18 protein-coding genes are annotated in these 19869 nt (G+C 72.9%); 9 read left to right on the top strand and 9 right to left on the bottom strand.

Features of this window, described 5'->3' with window-relative positions; translation table 11 throughout:
• Window positions 1-33 precede the first annotated feature (33 nt).
• The 6 genes from ACJ6WD_RS32010 to ACJ6WD_RS31985 all read left to right on the top strand — a co-directional run bounded on the left by ACJ6WD_RS32010 (window position 34) and on the right by ACJ6WD_RS31985 (window position 6613).
• The gene (locus ACJ6WD_RS32010) at window positions 34-330 is read left to right on the top strand and encodes an acyl carrier protein (protein ID WP_233657812.1); all 297 of its coding nucleotides are present in this window, start codon (window positions 34-36) and stop codon (window positions 328-330) included.
• A 97-nt stretch (window positions 331-427) separates the two neighbouring features.
• Window positions 428-1963 (top strand): class I adenylate-forming enzyme family protein, encoded by a 1536-nt coding sequence (locus ACJ6WD_RS32005; protein WP_233657811.1) that lies wholly within the window; start codon window positions 428-430, stop codon window positions 1961-1963.
• Window positions 1960-3225, top strand: coding sequence for a beta-ketoacyl-[acyl-carrier-protein] synthase family protein (locus ACJ6WD_RS32000; RefSeq protein WP_407617063.1), 1266 nt, complete (start codon window positions 1960-1962; stop codon window positions 3223-3225). Before ACJ6WD_RS32005 ends, ACJ6WD_RS32000 begins: the two co-directional genes overlap by 4 nt.
• A gap of 55 nt (window positions 3226-3280) precedes the next feature.
• The gene (locus ACJ6WD_RS31995) at window positions 3281-3766 is read left to right on the top strand and encodes an SET domain-containing protein-lysine N-methyltransferase (RefSeq protein ID WP_233657809.1); all 486 of its coding nucleotides are present in this window, start codon (window positions 3281-3283) and stop codon (window positions 3764-3766) included.
• Window positions 3763-5448 carry a thiamine pyrophosphate-binding protein gene (locus ACJ6WD_RS31990; protein ID WP_233657808.1) on the top strand — a complete coding sequence of 562 codons (1686 nt, stop codon included), beginning with the start codon at window positions 3763-3765 and terminating at the stop codon, window positions 5446-5448. The genes ACJ6WD_RS31995 and ACJ6WD_RS31990 overlap by 4 nt, the downstream gene beginning before the upstream one ends.
• Window positions 5441-6613, top strand: coding sequence for a Glu/Leu/Phe/Val dehydrogenase dimerization domain-containing protein (locus ACJ6WD_RS31985; RefSeq protein ID WP_233657807.1), 1173 nt, complete (start codon window positions 5441-5443; stop codon window positions 6611-6613). The genes ACJ6WD_RS31990 and ACJ6WD_RS31985 overlap by 8 nt, the downstream gene beginning before the upstream one ends.
• 100 nt (window positions 6614-6713) lie before the next feature.
• Here ACJ6WD_RS31985 and ACJ6WD_RS31980 read toward each other — a convergent pair whose 3' ends face one another.
• Complete coding sequence (locus ACJ6WD_RS31980; protein WP_233657806.1) at window positions 6714-7742, bottom strand: 3-oxoacyl-ACP synthase III family protein; 1029 nt, start codon at window positions 7740-7742, stop codon at window positions 6714-6716.
• Window positions 7743-7839: 97 nt separating this feature from the next.
• A complete protein-coding gene (locus ACJ6WD_RS31975) occupies window positions 7840-9159 on the bottom strand; it encodes an MFS transporter (protein WP_233657805.1) in 1320 nt (439 codons plus the stop codon).
• A gap of 145 nt (window positions 9160-9304) precedes the next feature.
• Here ACJ6WD_RS31975 and ACJ6WD_RS31970 point away from each other — a divergent pair, with 145 nt between their 5' ends.
• Window positions 9305-10015 carry a 4'-phosphopantetheinyl transferase gene (locus ACJ6WD_RS31970; RefSeq protein WP_376558063.1) on the top strand — a complete coding sequence of 237 codons (711 nt, stop codon included), beginning with the start codon at window positions 9305-9307 and terminating at the stop codon, window positions 10013-10015.
• 69 nt (window positions 10016-10084) lie between these two features.
• Here the strand turns inward: ACJ6WD_RS31970 and ACJ6WD_RS31965 are convergent, their stop codons facing one another.
• Window positions 10085-10870: a thioesterase II family protein gene (locus ACJ6WD_RS31965; protein ID WP_407617062.1), complete on the bottom strand. Its 786-nt coding sequence runs from the start codon at window positions 10868-10870 to the stop codon at window positions 10085-10087.
• A gap of 205 nt (window positions 10871-11075) precedes the next feature.
• On the opposite strand from ACJ6WD_RS31965, the gene ACJ6WD_RS31960 reads away from it, so the two are divergent.
• Entirely contained in the window at window positions 11076-12092 is a 1017-nt protein-coding gene (locus ACJ6WD_RS31960) for a diiron oxygenase (RefSeq protein WP_233657802.1), read from the top strand.
• A gap of 223 nt (window positions 12093-12315) precedes the next feature.
• On the opposite strand, the gene ACJ6WD_RS31955 is transcribed toward ACJ6WD_RS31960, so the two are convergent.
• The 3 genes from ACJ6WD_RS31955 to ACJ6WD_RS31945 form a co-directional block, all read right to left on the bottom strand.
• Complete coding sequence (locus tag ACJ6WD_RS31955) at window positions 12316-13266, bottom strand: HAAS signaling domain-containing protein (protein ID WP_407617061.1); 951 nt, start codon at window positions 13264-13266, stop codon at window positions 12316-12318.
• On the bottom strand, window positions 13263-13601 hold the full coding sequence (locus tag ACJ6WD_RS31950) for a PadR family transcriptional regulator (protein WP_233657800.1): 339 nt from the start codon (window positions 13599-13601) through the stop codon (window positions 13263-13265). Before ACJ6WD_RS31950 ends, ACJ6WD_RS31955 begins: the two co-directional genes overlap by 4 nt.
• Window positions 13602-13706: 105 nt before the next feature.
• Window positions 13707-15341, bottom strand: a complete 1635-nt coding sequence (locus ACJ6WD_RS31945) for an AMP-binding protein (RefSeq protein WP_407617060.1) — start codon at window positions 15339-15341, stop codon at window positions 13707-13709.
• 394 nt (window positions 15342-15735) lie between these two features.
• Here ACJ6WD_RS31945 and ACJ6WD_RS31940 point away from each other — a divergent pair, with 394 nt between their 5' ends.
• Complete coding sequence (locus ACJ6WD_RS31940; protein ID WP_331248489.1) at window positions 15736-16524, top strand: alpha/beta fold hydrolase; 789 nt, start codon at window positions 15736-15738, stop codon at window positions 16522-16524.
• A 104-nt stretch (window positions 16525-16628) separates the two neighbouring features.
• Here the strand turns inward: ACJ6WD_RS31940 and ACJ6WD_RS31935 are convergent, their stop codons facing one another.
• The 3 genes from ACJ6WD_RS31935 to gntD are packed head-to-tail and all read right to left on the bottom strand — an operon-like array spanning window position 16629 to window position 19825.
• The gene (locus tag ACJ6WD_RS31935) at window positions 16629-17879 is read right to left on the bottom strand and encodes a cytochrome P450 (RefSeq protein WP_331248490.1); all 1251 of its coding nucleotides are present in this window, start codon (window positions 17877-17879) and stop codon (window positions 16629-16631) included.
• Between the two features lie 55 nt (window positions 17880-17934).
• Window positions 17935-18705 carry an SDR family NAD(P)-dependent oxidoreductase gene (locus tag ACJ6WD_RS31930; protein WP_016570403.1) on the bottom strand — a complete coding sequence of 257 codons (771 nt, stop codon included), beginning with the start codon at window positions 18703-18705 and terminating at the stop codon, window positions 17935-17937.
• 49 nt (window positions 18706-18754) lie between these two features.
• Complete coding sequence (gene gntD / locus ACJ6WD_RS31925) at window positions 18755-19825, bottom strand: guanitoxin biosynthesis L-enduracididine beta-hydroxylase GntD (RefSeq protein WP_407617059.1); 1071 nt, start codon at window positions 19823-19825, stop codon at window positions 18755-18757.
• Between the last annotated feature and the right edge of the window lie 44 nt (window positions 19826-19869).

Below are 19869 nucleotides of genomic sequence, written 5' to 3'. Positions count from 1 at the left end.
CCCACCAACCCGCACTCTTCGAGAGGAACGTCCATGCCTGTTGAGCCTCCCGCCGCACCCACCACGACGCCCGCCGTCTCCGAGGACGAGATCGCCCGGTTCGTCGTCGACCACTTCCTCGACGACGACGTGGACGCCCTCGATCCGGAGCGGGATCTGCTGGCCGAGGGGTCGATCGACAGCCTCGGTGTGCTGCACGTGGTGGCCTGGCTGGAGAACCACTACGGCGTGACGGTCCCCACCGGGGCGCTGTCCCTGCGGAACTTCCGCTCGGTGCGCGCGATCCGGGAGACGGCGGAGCGCGTCGCGGCGGGTGGCGGCGAGGCGTGAGCGAAACACCCGCGGCGGCCGTCCGCGTACGGCATGCCGAAGGCCACCACGACGACCGTCCGTGGTCAGTGACGCGTTGAACAGCTCAGGAGAAACGATGAGTGTGCCGGCTGACGTCACGGACGGTGTCGAGGTACCGACCCGGTCCGCCATGGCGACCGCCTCCCTCGCGGTCGCCGAGGAGATGACACGGCGCGGGTTCAGGCCCGGTGACCGGGTGGTGCTCAAGGCGGAGAACTCCGCCGCGTACGTGTACACGCTGCTGGCCCTCGCGCACCTCGACGCCTCCCTGGTCGTCCTGGACCACCGCCAGACCGACGACGAGACCCGTACGGTCATCGAGCAGTGCCGGGTCCGCTGGGTGATCGGTGACGCGCCGGGCGGCCTGCTGCTCCCCGGACCCGGGGCGTCCCGCTTCCTGGCCCTCGACACGCTCGTCGCGGCTGCCGGGCCGCCGGCGGGCGCGACCGGCGCGGCGGATGCGGCCGACCCCGCTCTGGACTTCTCCCGGTGGCGGCGGCGCACCGACGCGCTGGTGGCCTGGTCGACCGGTTCGACGGGCCGGGCCAAGGGGATCGTCAAATCGGGTGACGGGTTCCTCACCAACCTGGAGCGGACCCTGGCGCACATGGGCTACCGCGACAGCGACACGTTCCTTCCGCTGCTGCCGTTCTCCCACCAGTACGGCCTCTCGCTGATCTTCCTCGCCCAGCTCTCCGGCGCCGCCCTGATGGTCTCCCCGTTCCACCGGGTCGACCTGGCGATCCGGGCCGGTGCGGCGCACGGCGCCACCCTCGTCGACGCCACCCCGTCGACGTACCGGAGCCTGCTCAACCTGGCCCGGCGGAACCCGGATCTGCTCGAAGGGCTGGAGGGCGTACGGCTCTGGTGCACCGGGGGCGCCCCGCTGGACCAGGCGTTGTCGGAGCGGTTCCGGTCCGTCGTGGGCGCCCCTCTGCTGGACGGCTACGGCAGTACCGAGTTGGGCAACGTCTCCTTCGCCACCCCTGACCGGCCGAAGGGCTGCGGCAGGGTGCTGGAGGGGATCGACGTCCGGTTGGCTCCTGCGCACAGCGACGGCGCGGCACCCGGTGCCCCGGCCCCGGAGGCCGGCCACGGTGCGGAGTCGGACCGCGGTGCCGAGTTCGGTCACCTCTGGGTGCGCTCCCCCGACGCCCTGGTCGGCTATCTGGAGCCCGACGGTTCGCTTCGCGAGCAGACCGACGAGTGGTACGAGACCGGCGACTTCGGCTACCTCTCGGACGAGGGCGACCTGTACGTGATCGGCCGTTCCCAGGCCGTCCACCGGATGGGGCACCTGCTCTACCCGGAGGCCCTCGCCGCGAAGGCGAGCCGGTGCGGACGGCAGGTCGTGGTCGTGCCGGTCGACGACGCGCGGTGGGGAAGCCGGCTGATCTTCGTCGTGGCCGATCCGGAGCAGGGCGACCCCAAGGGGTGGCGGGAGCTGCTCTGTTCGCTGCTTCCCTCGTACGAGCAGCCCAACCACGTCGTGGTCCTGCCCGACCTGCCGCTGAACCGGAACGGGAAGACCGACACCGGGCAGTTGCGGCAGCTGCTGCGCGAGGAGCATCCGGCACTGTGGGGCGGCGCGCAGAACGGGGCCGGGCGGTGAGGGCCGGAGCGGCGCGCACGACACGGCGGCGGGTGGTGGTGACCGGCTACGGCGCGGTCACGCCGGTGGGTCCGGACGTTCCCTCCCTGTGGGAGGCGCTGCTGTCCGGCAGGAGCGGGATCGCGGAGGTGACCGGGTTCGACACCACGGACCTCGCGGTGACGATCGCCGGAGAGGTACGGGACTTTGACCCCTGCGAGTACATGCCCAAGCGGACGGTCCGGCGCCTGGACCCCTTTGCCCAGTACGCGCTCGCCGCGGCGGTGCAGGCGGTGGAGGCGGCCGACCTGAACGTGCCGGCGGTCCGGCGCGACCGGATGGGGGTGCTCATCGGCTCCGGATACGGGGCGGAGAAGTCGACCTTCGAGGCCGCGCAGGCACTGGTCACCAAGGGTTCCCGGGCGGTCAGCCCGTACTACGCCGTCAGCGGCGGGATCGACTCCGCGGCCGTCGACGTCGCGCTGCGCTTCGGCGCGCAGGGCCCGTCCGGTTCGATGAGCACCGCCTGCGCCACGGGGGCGACCTGCATCGGTGACGCCGCGCGCATGATCGCGACGGACACGGCCGACGTGATGCTGGCCGGCGCCTCGGACGACTGCCTCACCGCCGTGCAGATGGCCGCCACCATCAGGACGGGGGTGCTGTCCCGGCGGAACGACGACCCGGCGGGCGCGAGCCGCCCGTTCGACCTGGGGCGCGACGGGTTCGTGATGAGCGCGGGCGCCGGTGTGCTGGTGCTGGAGGAGGCCGAGCACGCGCTGCGGCGGGGCGCCGGCATCTTGGCCGAGGTGGCCGGGTACGCCGCGACCACCGACGCCTACCACCTGACCTCTCCCGACCCGGAGGGGCAGGGGTTGCAGCGGGCGATCCGGCTGGCGCTGGCGGACGCGGAGACGGACGCCGGCGGGATCGACTACATCAACGCGCACGCCACGGGGACCGTCGGCGGGGACCGGGTCGAACTCGCGGCCCTGCGCGAGGTGTTCGCCGAGCGGCTGCCCCGCATCCCCACGACCTCGGTGAAGTCCGTCCTCGGCCACATGATGGGCGCGGCGAGCGCCGTCGACCTGATCGCGACCGTCGAGGCCCTGCGCACCGGCACCGTACCGCCGACCACGAACTGCACGGGCCCCGAGGACACGGTGCTGAACCTCGGCACGCGGGGCGTCGAGCGGCGCGAGATCCGTACGGCCATGAGCAACTCGTTCGGGTTCGGCGGGCACAACGCCGTCCTGGTCGTGAAGGCGTTCGACGGCGGCTGAGCCGTCCCCCTTCCCCCCTCAACCCACGCAAGAACAGACGAAGGGCACCACAGTCATGAGCAACTCGCACGGCACGCAGCTCACGGTGGAGCGGAACTACCGGACCGTCACGGGACTGGCAGTAGGGAGCGGGCTGGTGGCCGGCGCGGTCATCGAGGAGGGGGCCGAGATCATGACCCTGAGCGACTGCGTCCCGGCGGAAGCCACCAAGTACACGATCCAGGTCGAGCGGGACAAGCACGTCATCGGCACGGACATCCGGTTCCTCAACCACTCCTGCGACCCGAGCACCTACGTGGACGCCGCCGCCGGAAACGTCGTCGCCACCCGGCGGCTCGTGCCCGGGGACGAGCTGACCTTCTTCTATCCCTCCACCGAATGGGAGATGGCCAGCCCGTTCACCTGCGCGTGCGCGGCACCGGGTTGCGTGGGCAAGGTGACCGGTGCGGCCTTCCTGGCCGAGGACGTCCTCAAGGGCTACCGCGTCAACGCCCACATCCAGGAACTGCTGGCGGAGCGGGACGTCGAGCCGCGCTCATGACCTCCGGGCACGCCCCCCAGCCGGCTCCCCGCGCTGCGGCCCGCCGCGGCACGGGGGGCCGGCTGCTGGTCCACGCGCTGGCCGGGCACGGGGTGGACACCGTGTTCGGCATCCCGGGCATCGACAACCTGGAGGTCTTCCGGCATCTCGGCGACAGCGGCATCAGGACGGTCACCCCGCGCCACGAGCAGGGCGCGGGGTACGCGGCCCACGGGTACGCGCGGGTCACCGGGCGCCCCGGTGTCGTCCTGACCACCGCCGGTCCCGGGCTGCTCAACGCCGCGGCGGCGGCCGGACAGGCGTACTCCGATTCCGTACCGGTGCTGTTCCTCTCCGCCGGCCCCCCGGTGGGACAGCGGCCGGGCGACGGCCTGCTGCACGAGGTCAAGGACCAGTCCGCCGCGATGGACGCCATCTGTGCCTGGAGCCTGCGGGCCACCGACGCGGACCTGCTCACGGAACTGCTGGCGCGGGCGTTCCACGATTTCGCCGCCCGCCGCCCGCGGCCCGTGCACGTCGAGATCCCTGCCGACGTCCTCGCGGCGGAGGTGTCGTGGGCCGGTCCTGCGGGGACGGTCCCGGGCGTGGCACGGAAGGCGGCACCCACCGAACGGACCGCCGACCCCGGCGGGATCGCGCACGCCGCCGGCCTGATCGCGGGCGCCCGGCGGCCCGTCATCATCGCGGGCGGCGGCGCCCGCGCCGCGTCCGCCGCGGTGACCCGCCTGTCGCAGCAGACCGGCGCCCCGGTCGTCACCACGGCGAACGGGAAGGGAGTGATCGACGAACACCACCCGCACGCGCTGGGCGCGGCGCTCCACCTGCGGTCCGCCCGGGACTTCCTGCGCCGTGCCGACGTGGTCCTCGCCGTCGGCACCGAACTGGCCGACACCGACACCTGGTCCGGCCCCCTGGACCTGCCGGGCGACGTCGTCCGGGTGGACATCGACCCCGGGCAGCGGCACCGCAACCAGGCGGCGGCCCGCGCGCTCACGGGCCACGCGGACACCGTCGTGCCCCAGCTCCTGGCCGCCCTCGACGCCGTGCGCGACCGTACGCCGGTGAGCGCGGCGTACCGGCGTGAACTCGCCGTGGTCCGGGCCCGGATAGAGGCCGAGCATGCGGGTCAGGGAGCCCGGTGGACAGGGCTGATCGACGCGCTGCGCGCGGCGATGCCGCCCGAGGCGGTCCTCACCAGCGACAGCTCGATGGTGTCCCACTACGGCGCGCTCAAGGGCTTCCGCGTGCCGCGCCCCGACGCGTTCCTCCATCCCACCGGGTTCGCCACGCTCGGCTTCGCGCTGCCGGCGGCCATCGGCGCCCTGGTGGGCCGCCCCGATCTGCCGGTGGTGGCGCTCACCGGCGACGGCGGCCTCCAGTTCACCGTCAACGAGCTGGCCACCGCGGTCCTGCTGGGCAGACCGCTGCCCGTCGTCATCGTGGACAACGGCGGTTACGGTTCGGTGCGCACGGAGCAGTCCCGGCTCGGCGTCCCGCCCCTGGGCGCGGACCTGCCGAGCCCCGACTTCACCGCCCTGGCCGCCGCCTACGGAGCGCACGGCGTGGTGGCCGCGAGCCCCGCCGCGGTGACCGCCGAGGTCACCGCGGCCCTGGCACGCCAGGGGCCGACCCTGATCACGATCCCCGCCCACTCGCCGAACCCGGAAGACGGTAATGACTGACCCCTATCTACAGGTGATCTGGACGGATCCCGAGACGACGGCACGCGGCTACCTGGTGATCGACCGGCTGCTGGGCGGTGCCTCCAGCGGCGGTCTGCGCATGCGCGGCGGCTGCACCCTCGCGGAGGTCGCGGACCTCGCTAGGACGATGAGCCTCAAGGAGGCGCTGAACTACCGCCCTTCGGACCGCTACGTTCCCTATGGCGGCGCGAAGGGCGGCATCGACTTCGACCCGCGCCGTCCCGAGGCCCGTGGCGTGCTCACCCGCTATCTCGGCGCGATGAAGCCCTACATCGACACCTGTTGGGCGATGGGCGAGGATCTCGGGGTGCAGCAGCGGCTGCTCGACGAGGCCGCGGCCGAGGTCGGCATCGCATCGACCGTGCAGGCGGCGCTGTCCCACGTGCCGGACGGCCCCGAGGCGGGCCTCGCCCGCCTCGACGCGGGGTTCGCGGCGGAGGTCGGCGGGATCTCGCTGGCCGATCTCATCGGCGGCTACGGGGTGGCCAGGGCCACCCTCGCCGCGCTGGAGCACCGGGGCGACCGGGTGCGCGGGGCGACCGCCGCGGTACAGGGTTTCGGGACGATGGGAGGCGCCATCGCCCGTTACCTCGCGGAGGCCGGGCTGCGTGTGGTGGCGGTCGCCGACCAGCACGGTGTGGTGGCCAACCCCGCGGGGCTGGACGTGGAGCACCTGCTCGCGCACCGCACCGCGGACGGGCTCGTCGACCGCGCACGGTTGCGCCCCGACGACCGGCCGGCGGCGTCCGACTGGCTGTCCGTACCGTGCGACGTCCTGGTGACGGCGGCCATCCCGTACGCCATCGACGAGGACAACCACCAGCGGGTGAGCGCGCGTTACGTGGTCGAGGGCGCCAACATCTCGGTGACGCCCGGGGCCGAGCGCGCGCTGTCCGCCAGGGGCACGGCCGTGATCCCCGACTTCGTCGCGAACTCGGCGGGCAACGCCTGGTGGTGGTGGACGCTGTTCGGGGACATCGAGCCGACCGCCGCGTCGGCCTACGCGCGCGTTTCCGCCGTGATGGAGGATCTCGTCGTGTCGGCGCTCGACGGCGCGGCCGACGGGTCGACGACCCCGCGCGAGGCGGCCACGGCCCGCGCCGCGTCGTGCCTGGCACTGCTGACGGACCGGCCTCGGGGCTGACCTTGGCGCTCGGTCCCGTACGGAGGCCGGTCCGGGGGCGGATCACCTGACGATCCGCCCCGGACCGGCCTGTTCGCGTACGGGAGGAAAGCCGCGCCGCTCAGACTTCGATCAGCGTGCAGAACCAGTGCATGCCCGGTGAGGCGACGCCCGCGAGCGCCACGAGGTCGCCGCGCGCCAACTCCCCCGCCTCGACGTGCCGCCACAGGCAGATCAGCTGGTCGGCCGCGCCCATGTGGCCCAGTTCGCGGGCGAGTTCGGCGTTGGTGCGCTCGAAGGGGATGCCCACCGCGTCGGCCACGGCGCGGATGGCCTGCTGCCCTTCGTTGACGTAGACGAGCCGGGCGAGGTCCTCGCGGTGCTTCCCGGCGCGGGCGAGGGCCTGGTCGACCACGTCCGCGACCCGCCCGTGGATCTCCTCGATGAACTCCTTGAAGCGCCGGGGGTCCCGGCCGAAGTGCTCGAAGACCGCGGCCATCGGGTCCGACCGCAGGTGCTCGCGTCCCGGTAGCGGCAGGGGCGCGGCGGCGCCGCCGCGCTCGATGCGGAACAGGTCCGCGAACTCCGGGTTGGTGAAGCGCGCGGAGGCCAGCCGCCTGAACCGCGGGTGCCCCCGGTGCAGTACGGCCGCGACGGCGCCGTCGCTGGCGATGGAGCCGTTGAAGTCCATCCGGTTGCTGTGCGCCTCGCTGACCACGTTGACCAGGACCACCAGCACGGTGTTGGTGTCGGTCGAGAGGGCCATCGCGCCGGCCGCGTGGTCCAACGCCAGCGACCAGGCGGCGCACGCCTGGGTGACGAGCACCGTGGGCGTGCCGTGGGCACCCAGCGCCCGGGCGACCGCCGCCGAACCGTCCCAGCCCAAGTACTCGGGGACGTCGGAGTTGCCGACGACGATCAGGTCGACGTCGGTGACGGCGAGGTCCGCGTTCTCCAGGGCCTCCCGGGCCGCCTCCACCGCGAGGGCGGTCGCGGTGACGCCGTCGGCGATCCGGTGGTAGCTCTCGTACCCGAGGGCGGCGACGTCCTCCGGGTAGGGGACGTAGTCGGCTGCCGTGGCGGCTACGTCCCGCCGCTCGCCGAACGCCATGCCGGTCGAGACGATGCCCATCTCCACTGACGGTTGCACGTGTTGTCCTTCCCTTCTCCTGCGATGCGTGGTGACTGGGGTGGGCCGTGCCGCGGTGGGCCGTGCCCGGTCGGCCCCTGCCTGGCGACGCCCGGCCCTACGCGACCGGCTCGGGCAGCGGCCGGGCGGCCGGCGGCGGGTCGAGTTCCCGGACCGCGGCGAGCGGGGTGTCCAGGACCGCGAGGCGGCGCCGGGAGGTGTGCAGCGCGATGGCCAGCAGCGCCATCGCCCCGGCCAGGGTGAGAACGGCCCCCGCCACCCCGGCCGCGTCGGCGAGGACCCCCGCCGCCAGCGGGCCGACCCACTGGAGCCCTTGGACGAAGAACCGGCTCAGTGCGGCGACCCGGCCCTGGTACCGGTCCGGGACGAGACGGACCTCGTAGGACTCGATGACGACGTTCATCGGCACCATGGCCGCCATGGCCACCATGATGACCAGGCCGATCTGCCACGGGCTGGGGACCGCCACCGCGGCGGCGAAGGACGCCGTGAAGACCCATGCGGACAGCAGGAGGACGCGTCGCGCCCCCAGCCGCCCCATCAGCCACGGCCCGACGACGGCCCCGAGGACGCCGCCCGCCACCGCGAGGGACGTCGCGGTGCCGACCGCGGCGGGCCCACCGCCGCGGTGCTGCACGAGCACGACGAAGAGCAGGGTGAAGCCCTCCGCCACCACGTTCAGCAGAGCTCCCCAGACCATCGTGAACACCAGGTAGTCGCTGCGCCTGATCATGCGCAGGCCGTCACGCAACTCCTCGCCCAGGCCGGCCCGTGGCGCGTCGTCGGCGCGCCGGTCCGGCCCCAGCGGGCGGCGGATCAGTACGGAGCCCAGGGACACGAAGAGGAAGGAGAGCGCGTCGACGAGGAACGGGATCCAACGGCCCATCGCGTACAGCAGACCGCCGAGGGGGGCACCGACCAGCTGCGCGACCATGTCACGGCCCATGCTCTGGGCCGTGGCGGCGGCGACCTGCTCCTTGGGGACGATCCGGCGCAGCACCGGCATCGACACGGCGTTCCTCAGCCCGTCCGCGAGCCCGCCGGCCAGCGCCATCGCGCCGATCACGGCGATCGAGGGGTCCCCCCGGTACGCCAGCAGGGCGACGGCGCCCATCGACAGCGCCTGGACCAGCGGGGCGAGGCACAGGATGGCGCGGCGGTTCATCCGGTCCGCCAGCACTCCGCCGATCGCGAGGGTGGCGAGCCTGCCGATCATGTGCAGGACGGTGATGAGACCGGCCTGCGTCGCCGATCCCGTGAGGTGGAGGACGAGCAGCGGGATGGCGAGCGTCGACATGCTGGTGCCCAGTGCGGACAGGCCGTTGCCCGTCCACCAGTACAGGTAGTCGCGGTCACGCCACAACGGCGGCGGGCGCTTGCGGTCTTCCGCCGACTCCTCGGGACACGACTGCGCCATGGGTACCCGTCTTCCCGCCCGTTGGTGTGTGCTCGTCCGGGCCTGCGCCGTGGACCTCCCCTGCATGCTGGCCGATGCGTCAGGGGCCGGGCCAGGCAGTGCACCGGCAACTCTCAGGGGGGCGGGCCGGTGGCATGATCTGCGGGTGATCACTCAGCTCGTCCCCGCGGGCGTCCGCACCCACGAGGCGTTCGGCGACACGGGCCCCGAGGCGACCGTCGTGCTCTTCGCCGCCGAACAGGCCGCCGTGGCAGGGGTGTTCGAGGAACGTCGCAGGGAGTTCACCACGGTACGGGGCTGCGCCCGCGCGGCGCTGGGCCGGATCGGAGTGCGCCCCGTCCCCCTGGTGCCCGGTGCGCTGGGCGCTCCCGGCTGGCCTGCGGGGGTGGTGGGCAGCATGACCCACTGCCGGGGGTACCGCGCGGCCGCCGTCGCGCGTGCCGCGGACTTCGCCGCGGTGGGCATCGACGCGGAGCCGCAGGAGCCCCTGCCCCGCGCGGTCGCGGACCGGATCGTCACGGACACCGAGCGCGGCTGGCTCGGCGAGGAGTTTCCGCGGGGTGCCGGCGTACCGCTGGACCGGGTGCTCTTCTGCGCCAAGGAGGCGTCCTACAAGGCGTTCTCGCCGTGGACCGGGGCCCGGTTCGGCTTCGGGGACTACCGCGTGCGGCTGCGGGCCGACGGCACGTTCCGCACCGTCCCGCCGGATGCCGTCCTGACGGCTGCGGGCCCCTGGGCCGCGGGGTTCACGGGTCGGTGGTCCGCACGGTCCGGGCTGGTGTTCACCGCGGTGGCACTCGTGGCGAACCCCGGTGCCCCGGAACAGGGCCGTGAACCTGTTCCGGGGCCGCCGTGAGGACGGCAGGGCGGCGGGCGCGCACCGTGTGGAACCTGACGGCAGCGGTCCCTCCCGGCCGGTCGCCGGTCAGGGCAGGACCGACACGATCGCGTCGAGCGCCGACGCACCGGTGAAGGGGTAGTCGTGCCCGCCGGGCAGCGACCGGAGCGTGAAGCCGGCCGCGGCGCAGTCGCGCCAGCGCGCCAGGTCGGCACCGCTGACGAGCGGGTCGTCGGCGCCGCCGAAGACGTGCAGCGGGCAGCCGACCCGGGCCGGCCCCGCAGCCAGGTAGCACTCGGTGAGGGCGAGGTCGCGGCGGACCGTGCGCAGCGCGTACCGGAGGTACGCCGGGTAGCGGGCCAGTTCGGGCGGGAAGCCGCCGAACCCGTCGAGCCAGCCGAGGAGTTCGGGGTCGGCCAGGTCGGAGACGCGCCGGCGCACCGGGGTGTGCGGTGCCCGGGCGGCGGACACGAGCAGTGCGCGGGGCGAGGGGAGGCCGCGCCGGGCGATGCGGACGGCGATCTCGTAGCCGAGGAGGGCGCCGAAGCTGTGTCCGAAGAGCGCGTAGGGCTGGTCGAACTCGTCGCGGATACCGTCGATCACGGCATCGGCGAGCTCTTCGAGGGTGTCGGGCAGGCGCTCGGCGCTCCGCACGCCCCGGCCGGGCAGCTCCACGGTCGCGAGTTCCACCCCGGCCGGCGGCACGAGGCGCCAGGGCGCGAACGAGCCCGCGCTGCCGCCCGCCTGCGGCAGGCAGATCAGTCGCAGGCGCGGGTCGGGCGCGGTGACCCGGCCGACGATCCACGGGCGGGCCCGGTCGTGCACCGGTGCGCTCTTCGGGGAGGCGACTGGTGCGGTGGCTCGGGTTCCCATCCCGCTCCTCCTTCGGCCGGTGTGCGGGGGGGCTGCTGCCCGCCGTGCTCCATCGTGCGGCGGGTGGGAGGGCGGGGCCAGGCAAGGGAACCGGCAACCGGTCTGCCGTCAAATTGCCCCGGCAGTTCCTGGAAAGAGGGGTTCGGCGCACCAAAACTGACCGCGAACAGTCCTGTTCCGCGCCGGAGGGGTGGACCGCAATCCAATGACCACAGTGCCCGACGAGACGTCCGACGCGACGCTCTTCACCCTGGATGCCGTCAAGGCCGACCTCATGGAGGTCGACGCGATGTTCCAGGCGTGCCTGAACTGGAACTACGGGGACCGCGACAGCCGCGTGTGGAACCTCTACGAGAAGAACAAGGTCTCACAGTGGAACGCCACCACCGACATCGACTGGGACCACGACGTCCAGTTCGGCGCCGAGTTGTCGGAGGAGAACGGTGCGCGGCTCGCGTCCTTCGTCGTCGGCGAGGGCAGTCCGGTGCCACGCGAGCTGCTGACCCAGTTCCGCTGGGAGTACCAGGCGTGGATGTGCAGCCAGTTCCTGCACGGCGAACAGGGTGCGCTGGTGACCACCGCCCGTCTCGTGGAGACCGTGCCCGACCTCGACGCCAAGACCTACGCCGCCTCGCAGGTCGCCGACGAGGCGCGGCACGTCGAGGCGTTCGCCCGTTACGTCGACGAGAAGCTGCGGTCCGTCTACCCGATCAACCCCGGGCTGAAGACGCTGCTGCGCGATCTGCTGTCGGAGTCCCGGTGGGACATCGTCTACCTCGGCATGCAGGTGGTCGTCGAGGGGCTGGCGATCACGGCGCTGCGCCTGGCGAGCAGCGGCTTCGGCGACCCGGTGATCCGGCAGATCACCAGGATGGTCGCGCAGGACGAGGCCCGGCACATCGCCTTCGGCGTCACCGCGCTCACCGGCATGTACAGCCAGGTCACCTCCGCGGAGCTGCGGGAGCGCGAGGACTTCCTGCTGGAGGCGATCCAGTTGATGTCGCGTCGGTTCATGCTGCGCGAGGTCTGGGAGCGGATGGACCTCGACGTGGCCAAGGGGCTGCACTTCGCGCGGACCAACCCGATGATGGCCACCTACCGGCAGATGCTGTTCCAGCAAGTCATCTTCGTGCTGCGCCAGTTGGACATGCTCTCGGACCGGGTGAAGGATCTGCTGCTCGCGGAGAACCTGGTGCGCCCGGAGACCCTGCGGGTCCGTTGACGGCAGCGGTTCGGGCCCGGCCGCGGCCCGCACCGCTCGCGCCGGCCGGCCAGCCGGCCGACGAGTCCCGCGGTGCCCGGGCGGATGCCGGCGAGAGCGCGTCCACCCGGGCGCCGGCGCGTCAGGCGCCGGCGCGGTGCCGTACGTCGGCGCGGTGCCGTACGTCGACACGGTCGGCGCGGTCGGCGTCATCGGCACGGTCGGTGCCACCGGGAGCCCCGTCTCAGCGCCGGGCCGAGCGGAAGCCCGTCACCACGGCGCTCGCGCCGAGGACGAGCACGATGACGGCCAGTCCCGAGTAGACCTCCTGGGTCAGCGCGTCCGTGGCCGCGGTCTTCAGGAACTCCGGGTTGAAGAGCATCCGGTGCTGGAGGATCCAGGCGAACGGCAGGGCGAACACGGCCTGCGCCACGGTGTTCAGGACGGCGAGGCGAACGGTCCACCCCCGTACGGTGATCCGGGCCGCCGAGAGCGCCAGCATGGCGGCGAGGCCGAGGAGGACGGGCCAGATCCAGCCCGACCACAGGGCCGGGTCGAGCACCTCGACGGCCTTGCCGCCGCCGTGGCCGTCGGCCCCGTAGGGCTTCGCGACGTGCTGCCACACGGTCAGGGAGATCAGCAGCGCGTACCACGCCGCCCCGAGGGCATCCACGATGCCGACCTTGTCCTTCTTCCGGGGCTCGGGCAGGTCGTCGAGGGTCCACGCGGCGCTTCGGGCGGGCGCGCCGTCCCGGCTGCGGAGCCGGTCGACCAGGGCGAAGACGACGGTGAGCACGGCGATCATCTGGGCGCCCAGCGTCAGCACGGTGGTGACGCCCTCGCCGACCGCCGCGCCGACGTCGCCGCTGTCGGCCAGTTCCACCAGTACGGACACGGTGGTTATCACCGGCAGCACGGAGGACAGCAGCAGCACCAGGAGGCGGATGTACGCCGGGTAGAGGTCCGGCCCGATCAGCGCGAGCGGCCGGCCGGTGTAGCGGGCCGCGTACCGGACGGGGTCGCCCATCTCGGTGAGCACCTCGCGCTCGGCCGACTGCGGGTCCGCCGCCTCGCGGGCCTCGACGGTGTCGGCGATCGTGGTGCGCAGCTCCTCGCCGATGTCGTCGCGTTGGGCGGCCGGGAGCCGCCGGACGACCTCGTCCACGTAACGCTCGGTGAGACTGCTGGTGCTCATCCGTTCTCCTTGGTGAGTCGTGCGATCGTGGCCGAGAGGTCCTGCCACTCGCGGACCAGGCCGGCGAGGACCAGGGAGCCGTCGGGGCTCACCCGGTAGAACTTCCGCGGCCGGGATTCGTCGGTGTTCCACTCGCTGGTGAGCAGGCCCTGCTTCTCCAGCCTGCGCAGCAAGGGGTAGAGGGTGTTGCCGTCGACGGAGACCCCGGCAGCGTTGAGCGTCTCCAGAAGCGCATAGCCGTAACTCGGCTCCCGGAGCAGCGCGAGGCAGGCCAGGACCACCGTCCCACGGCGCAGTTCATGGGCCTGGGCGAGAGTCAGTTCTTCCACGGACACGAAGACACCATAGTGTGCGACGCACACCATTGTCTACGGACGCACTAATGGGTGACGCGCCACAGGGCCGGCGGCGTCGGCCTTCCGCCCGCTCTCCCGTCCTGGTCACGGCCTCGTCAGTGGGGTGGTGGCGGCGGTGAACTCCCCCGCGCACAGCGCCTTCCAGATGACCCGGCGGCGGGGCTTGCCACTGGACGTGACCGCGATGCCGCCGCGGGGCAGCTCGACGGCCAGGAGGTCGGCGTCCCCGAGCCACTCCGAGAGAACCTCGTGGGCGGCCTCCCGCCAGCCGTCCTGCACACCGCCGAAGACGGCCACACCCGTGGGCCGACCGTCCAGGACCCCGAGCAGGACGGCGACCCGGCGCTCGGCAATGCCCCGCTGGTGCAGCAGGGTCTCCAGGCTCTCGGCGAAGACCATCTTTCCGCTGACCTTGAGCCCGTCACCGAGCCGGCCGATCACGAACAACTGCCCGTCGCGCACGAAGCCCGCGTCACCTGAGGCGAGCCCCTCCCCGGCGAGGCTGGTTCCGGACGCGGAACCCCCGTCGCCGACGTATCCGCTCGCGATCGACACCCCGGTGACGACGATCTCGCCGACCTGCCCGTCCGGCAGTTCCTCGCCGTCCTCCGACACGATCCGCACCTCCCGGCCCTCCAACGGACGGCCGCAGCCGACCACCGCCGTCCCGGTCAGCGCCGCGGCGTCCCCGTCGTCCGGAACCTGCGTCGCCCAGCCTTCGCCCGGCCGCAGACCGGTCACCGCCAGCGTCGCCTCCGCGCCGCCGTACGCCGGCAGCAGCGCGCCGCGGTCGAGGCCGTGCGGCCCCAACAGCGCGTGGAAATCCTCCAGGACCTGCGGGTCGACCCGCTCCGCCCCGATGATCACGGCCCGCATCGAGTCGAAGCGCAGGCCCTGTAGTTGGGCGGGCTTGACCCGGCGCAGGAGGTAGGCGAGACCGAAGTTCGGCATGCCCGTCATGGCAGCGCCCTGCTCACTGATGCACCGCAGATAGCGCAGCGGCGAGCGGATGAAGTCGTCCGGCTGCATCATCCAGGCGTCGCAGCCGGTGACGACCGCGTTCAGCAGGAAGCCCACGAGGCCCATGTCGTGGTGCACGGGCAACCAGCTGACGCCGGGGCGGTCCGGGGTCCAGTCGATCCAGCGGCGCATGCCGGTGAGGTTGGTCCGCAGGGCGTCGGCGGAGATCCGCACGCCGCGCGAGAAGCCGCTGGAGCCCGAGGTGAACTGCACCAGCGCGGTCTCCGGCAGCGGCAGCGGCCGCTCCAGCGGGGCCACCCCCGCGACGAGTTGGGCGAAGACCTCCGGCTCGGGCACCCCGACCCCTGCGGTGACCTTGCGGATCCGCTCCAGCGACTCGTCGTCGCAGACGGTGTACCTGGGCCGGACCGTCTCGAACAGGTGGGCCGCGTGCCGCTCGTACTCGTCGGCCCGCTGGAAGGCGAACGGCGGGGCGATGGAGCAGGGCGTCGCACCGGCGGCCAGCGCGCCGAAGAAGCCGGCGACGAAACCGGGGCTGGAACGCAGCACCAGCCCCACCACGTCACCCTCGCCCACGCCCTTCGCGCGCAGTGCGGCGGCGGTCCGCAACACCAGCTCCGCCAGGTCGTGGTAGGACGAGAAGTCCCAGTCGTCGCCGCGGTTGGCGTAGTACAGGCCGCGCTCGGTGGACGCCTCGTCCAGCCACGCCAGCAGCCCCCGGTCCGGTATGTCCAGCATAGTTGTCCTCTCGGAAGGTCAGGGAGGTGCGGCACGTCCGGTACGCACGGGGCGCGGTGCACATGCCCGCCTGCTGCGCAGCATCGCGGCGCGCCCCCCGCTCCTGCCAGGCAAGCGGCCGGTAACTCACCCGCGGACCGGCGGCATTTCGACCAGCATCCCGGTTGCCGGTCGGTTGCCTGGCGACCGGGCGGGCGGACGACGCGCGGTGATCGCCGCAGGCCGGCTCCCGGCCCGCCGGTCGGACGCGCCGCACGCCGGGCGGGCACGCCACCGGCCGCAGGCAACGGACCCGGCAGGCAAGCGGCAACTCCGGGCGCGGGCGGGCGGACCCCGCTCAATTTGCCGCAGCTCTTGCCTGGTTGGCGCCGGCGGCAGTACCGAGGCTGGCCCCATGTGCGCTTCGAACCCCACCCCGGCCACCGTCGACTGGATCGGTGCCCGGCACGCCCCCGGCACGCTCCGGTCCCGGCTCATCTGCCTGCCGCACGCCGGAGGAGGGGCCGGTACCTTCCGCTCCTGGCGACCGCACCTTCCCGACGGGGTCGAGCTGGCGCCGGTCGAGTTGCCCGGTCGCGGCTCCCGCATCGACGAACCCCTGCCGCAGTCCTTCGACACGCTGGTGGACGCCCTGTTCGACGGGCTGCGCGGCGAGTTCACCCTGCCGTACGCGCTCTTCGGGCACAGCTTCGGCGCCCTGCTCGGCTACGAGCTGACGCGACGGATCGAGCGGGAGATCGAGCGGGGGGCGGGTCTGCGGCCGCCGAGCGTCCTTCTGGTGTCGGGATCGCGTGCTCCCCACGTGCCGCTCGACGGGGAGCCCGTCGCGGACGGCGACGAGGCCCGGCTGGTCGCCTGGCTGCGCAGCAGCGGCGGACTGCCCGACGAACTGCTCGACTTTCCGGACTTCCTGCGGGACCTGCTGCGCGCCGTGCGCAGCGACATGGCTTTCGCGGAGGGCTACCGCATCCCGCGGCCGGTCGCCGTGGGCTGCCCGCTGGTCGCCTTCGCCGGCGCCGAGGACGCGGTGTCTCCGGTGGCGCACGTGGCGCCCTGGAACCTGTACACCACGGCTGAGCACCGGATGCACGTCCTGCCCGGCGGCCACTACTTTCCGCAGAGCCATCCGCGGGCCACCGTGGCAGCGGTGGCCGAGGAACTGGCGGCGCTGTCGGCGCGGTAGCGAGCGCGGGCCGGGAAGCCCCCACGGCCCTGACGGTGACAGGGCCGTGGGAGGGGCAGTGGGCAGTGGGCAGTGGGCAGTGGGCAGTGGGGGGATCGTCTCCCTCAGGTTGCCTGACGGCCCTCCGGCACGAGCGTGACCGGCAGGGACGAAAAGCCGCTCAGGAAGTTGGAGAACACACGGCCCGGCGCGCCCGCGGGCTCCGCGACGGCGACCAGGTCGCACAGACTCTCCAGCAGGGCCGCCAGTTCGGCGCGGGCCAGGAACGCACCGAGGCAGAAGTGCGACCCATGAGCGAACGACAGGTGCTTGTTGGGGGTGCGCGCCAGGTCGAACACGTCGGGCCGGTCGAACACCCGCTCGTCACCGTTGGCCGAGGCCATCCAGGCGGTGACGATGTCGCCCTCCTCGACGAACTGCCCGCCGAGGAAGACGTCCTGCGTGGCGGTACGGCCGCTGTGCAGGGCGGGCGTCGTCCAGCGCAGCACCTCCTCGACCGCCGAGGCCGTGCTCACCTGCCCGGTCTTGAGTGCGTGCCACTGCTCCGGCCGCTCCATCAGCGCCTGCACCCCGCCGACCATGGCGAACCGGGTGGTCTCGTGGCCGCCCATGATGATGCTGTAGCAGTTGAAGACGATCTCCTCGTGCGACAGCGGGCGGCCGTCGATCTCCTTGGTCACCAGGAGGCTGATCACGTCGTCCAGCGGCTTCTCGCGGCGCGCGGCGGCCAGTTCCGAGAAGTAGAACAGCAGGCCGTTGCGGGACGACCAGGTCGCTTCCTCCGTGGGGACGCCGTCCGCGGAGGACAACGCGGAGGAGGTCAGTTCGATGATCTGCCGGCGGTCCGCGAGCGGCACGCCGAGCAGGTCGCAGATCGCGGCGAGCGGGATGTGCGCGGCGACGTCCGCGGCGAAGTCCACCGTGCCCCGGGCCACCGCCTCCTCGACCAGGGCCCGGGTGCCACGCCGCACGCTGTCGACGACGACATCGAGCGCACGCGGCGAGAACGGCTTGAGCAGGGCGCTGCGCAGGGCCTTGTGCGGGCCTCCGTCGGTGACGGCGAGCATCTTGCCGGCGGCGGAGTCACCGCCGGCCAGCAGGGTGTCGAGCACGTTGCCGCGCTCGGAGGTGAAGGTCTGGGAGTCGTTGAGGACCGCGACGACGTCCGCATGGCGGCTGACGACCCAGAACCCGGGTCGGGTGCCGCTCTCCGGCTGCCAGTGGACCGGGGCCTCCGTGCGCAGACGACGCCACAGCGGCCCCAGGTCGTGGCGGGCGTGCAGCAGCGGGTCCGCGAGGTCCACGTCCCCGAGCGCGTCCGGAGCCGGCTCGGGGCGGCTGGTCATGGCGGTCATCATCGAACTCCTGCTGAAGTGGTGACTCGGCGGTGTGGGACGGGCGTCGGTGCGGTCACCGCGTCGGCTCGGTGGGGCCGGGGAAGAACGCGGTGGTGGCTCCGGCGGTCTCGGCGCCGTCCACCACGAACTGCTGGCCGGAGACGAACGCGGCCTCGGGTGAGGCCAGGAAGTAAAAGACGTCGGCGATCTCCTCGGGCCGGGCGTGGCGGCGGGCGGGGATGCGCTCGTTGACCTCGTCGAGCATGGCGTCGGTGTACTCGGCGCGCTGCATGGGGGTCAGCACGGCACCGGGCGCGACGCAGGCGGTGCGGATCAGGGGGGCCAGTTCTATGGCGAAGGTCTGGCACAGCGAGGTCACAGCGGCCTTGGAGGCGTTGTAGTCGGCGTACAGCGGATAGCCCCGCGTGCCGTTGACCGACGCGGTGGCCAACAGCACTCCCCCGCCCTGGTCCAGCATGTGCGAAACGCTGTGGCGCCACAGGGCGAGGACGCCCATCAGGTTGATGTCCACGGTGCGTCGGGCGTCGGCCTCGGTCAGGTCGAGGATGCCGTGCCGCACGCTGATGCCCGCGTTGGCGATGACCACGTCGAGTCGGCCCCGCTCGGCCCGGACCTCGTCGACGGCCGTCCGCACTCCCTCCCAGTCGGCGACGTCCTGTTCGACCCAGCGCAGGTGACCGCCCCCCTCCCGAGGGCCGGTCGGGGTGTCCGCGGGCGGGGCGTTCACGTCGAGGTTGACGACGAAGTCGCCGGCGCGGGCGAAGCGCTCGGCGGTGGCCTGCCCGATTCCACTGGACGCGCCGGAGACGATGACAGTGCGCACGCTTGGCTGCCCTTTCACAGGGTCGGTGAGGAGAGTGGCGGGGCCCGGCTCAGACGATGACACGGGGGTGCCGAAGGGCGTAGCCGTTGAGGTTCTGGCGCAGGTTCCGGCTGACCGTCAGCTTCTTGAGCCAGCGGTCGGTGCCGTCGTAGCGCGCGGTGAAGGGTCTGCGGCCGTGCACCGCACGGTAGTTGTCGACGATCAGCAGCGAGCCGGGGCCCACGGCGACGTCCTGCTGGACGCGCTGCAGCTCGGCCATCAGTCTGTCGAGCGCGGCCTCGGCCTCGGTGTCACCGGTCCGTACGTGCATGAAGGGCCGGTCGATGCGCAGGTAGGGGTTGAGCCGGTCGCCGAAGAGCACTGCGGTCGGCGTTGGCCGGTCGCGCAGGGCGCGCAGCCCGGGCAGCGCCGGGTGATCGGGGGCGTGCGTCTCCAACTGCCGGAGGTGTTCGGTGTCCGGCAGGATGTGGAAGCGGTCCTCCGCGAGGACCGTGCGGTCATGGTCATCGAGCCGGACGTCGCGGACGGACGCCACGATGGTGGGCACCCGGTCGGGATTGCGCAGGCCGAACAGCAGCAGGTAGTCGCAGCGGTTGGGGTGGAAGCCGTCCTCGGTGTGGAACTCCAGGAGGGTCTCGCTGCCGTGCCCGCTCTGGCGCGTCTCGTCGCCGCGGATGGGCAGGATGTTCTGGATGATGCGGCCGTCTTGGAGGGTCACCCAGCCGAACGGGTCGCCCAGCGCCAGACCGCACAGCGCCAGCCAGGTCTCCTGGGACCGGGCGGTGTCGCCGTCGACGGCCTTGCGCCAGTGCTCCGGGGTGGGGCCGAGCCGCGCCTGGTCCACCGGGAAGCCGTGCAGCAGGCAGGCGGCCGACCGCCCGGAACGCCGGTATGCCGTCAGGAAGGAGCGCAGTCGGGCGGGCAGCAGTTCCTCGGCGAGCTGCGCCCGGTCGTAGAAGTCCGGCAGTGCTGGGTCACCGCAGGAGTTGCCGAGTCGGTGCGCGGCGGCCTCCAGCTCGGCCACGTCGTCGGCGTCGAGGTGGAACTCCCAAGGGGTGTCGAGCGGTGTGTCGGCCTCGGCCGGGCGGGACGTGGCAGCGGGCGGAGATATGAGTGTCATGGTCGGTGTCCTCACCGGGTCGGGACCGCAAGGGTCGTCGTCGT

It is taken from the genome of Streptomyces sp. VTCC 41912, from assembly GCF_045799175.1.
In the GTDB taxonomy this organism is placed as follows: domain Bacteria; phylum Actinomycetota; class Actinomycetes; order Streptomycetales; family Streptomycetaceae; genus Streptomyces; species Streptomyces albulus_C.
This window is presented reverse-complemented; position numbering and strand designations above follow the sequence as displayed.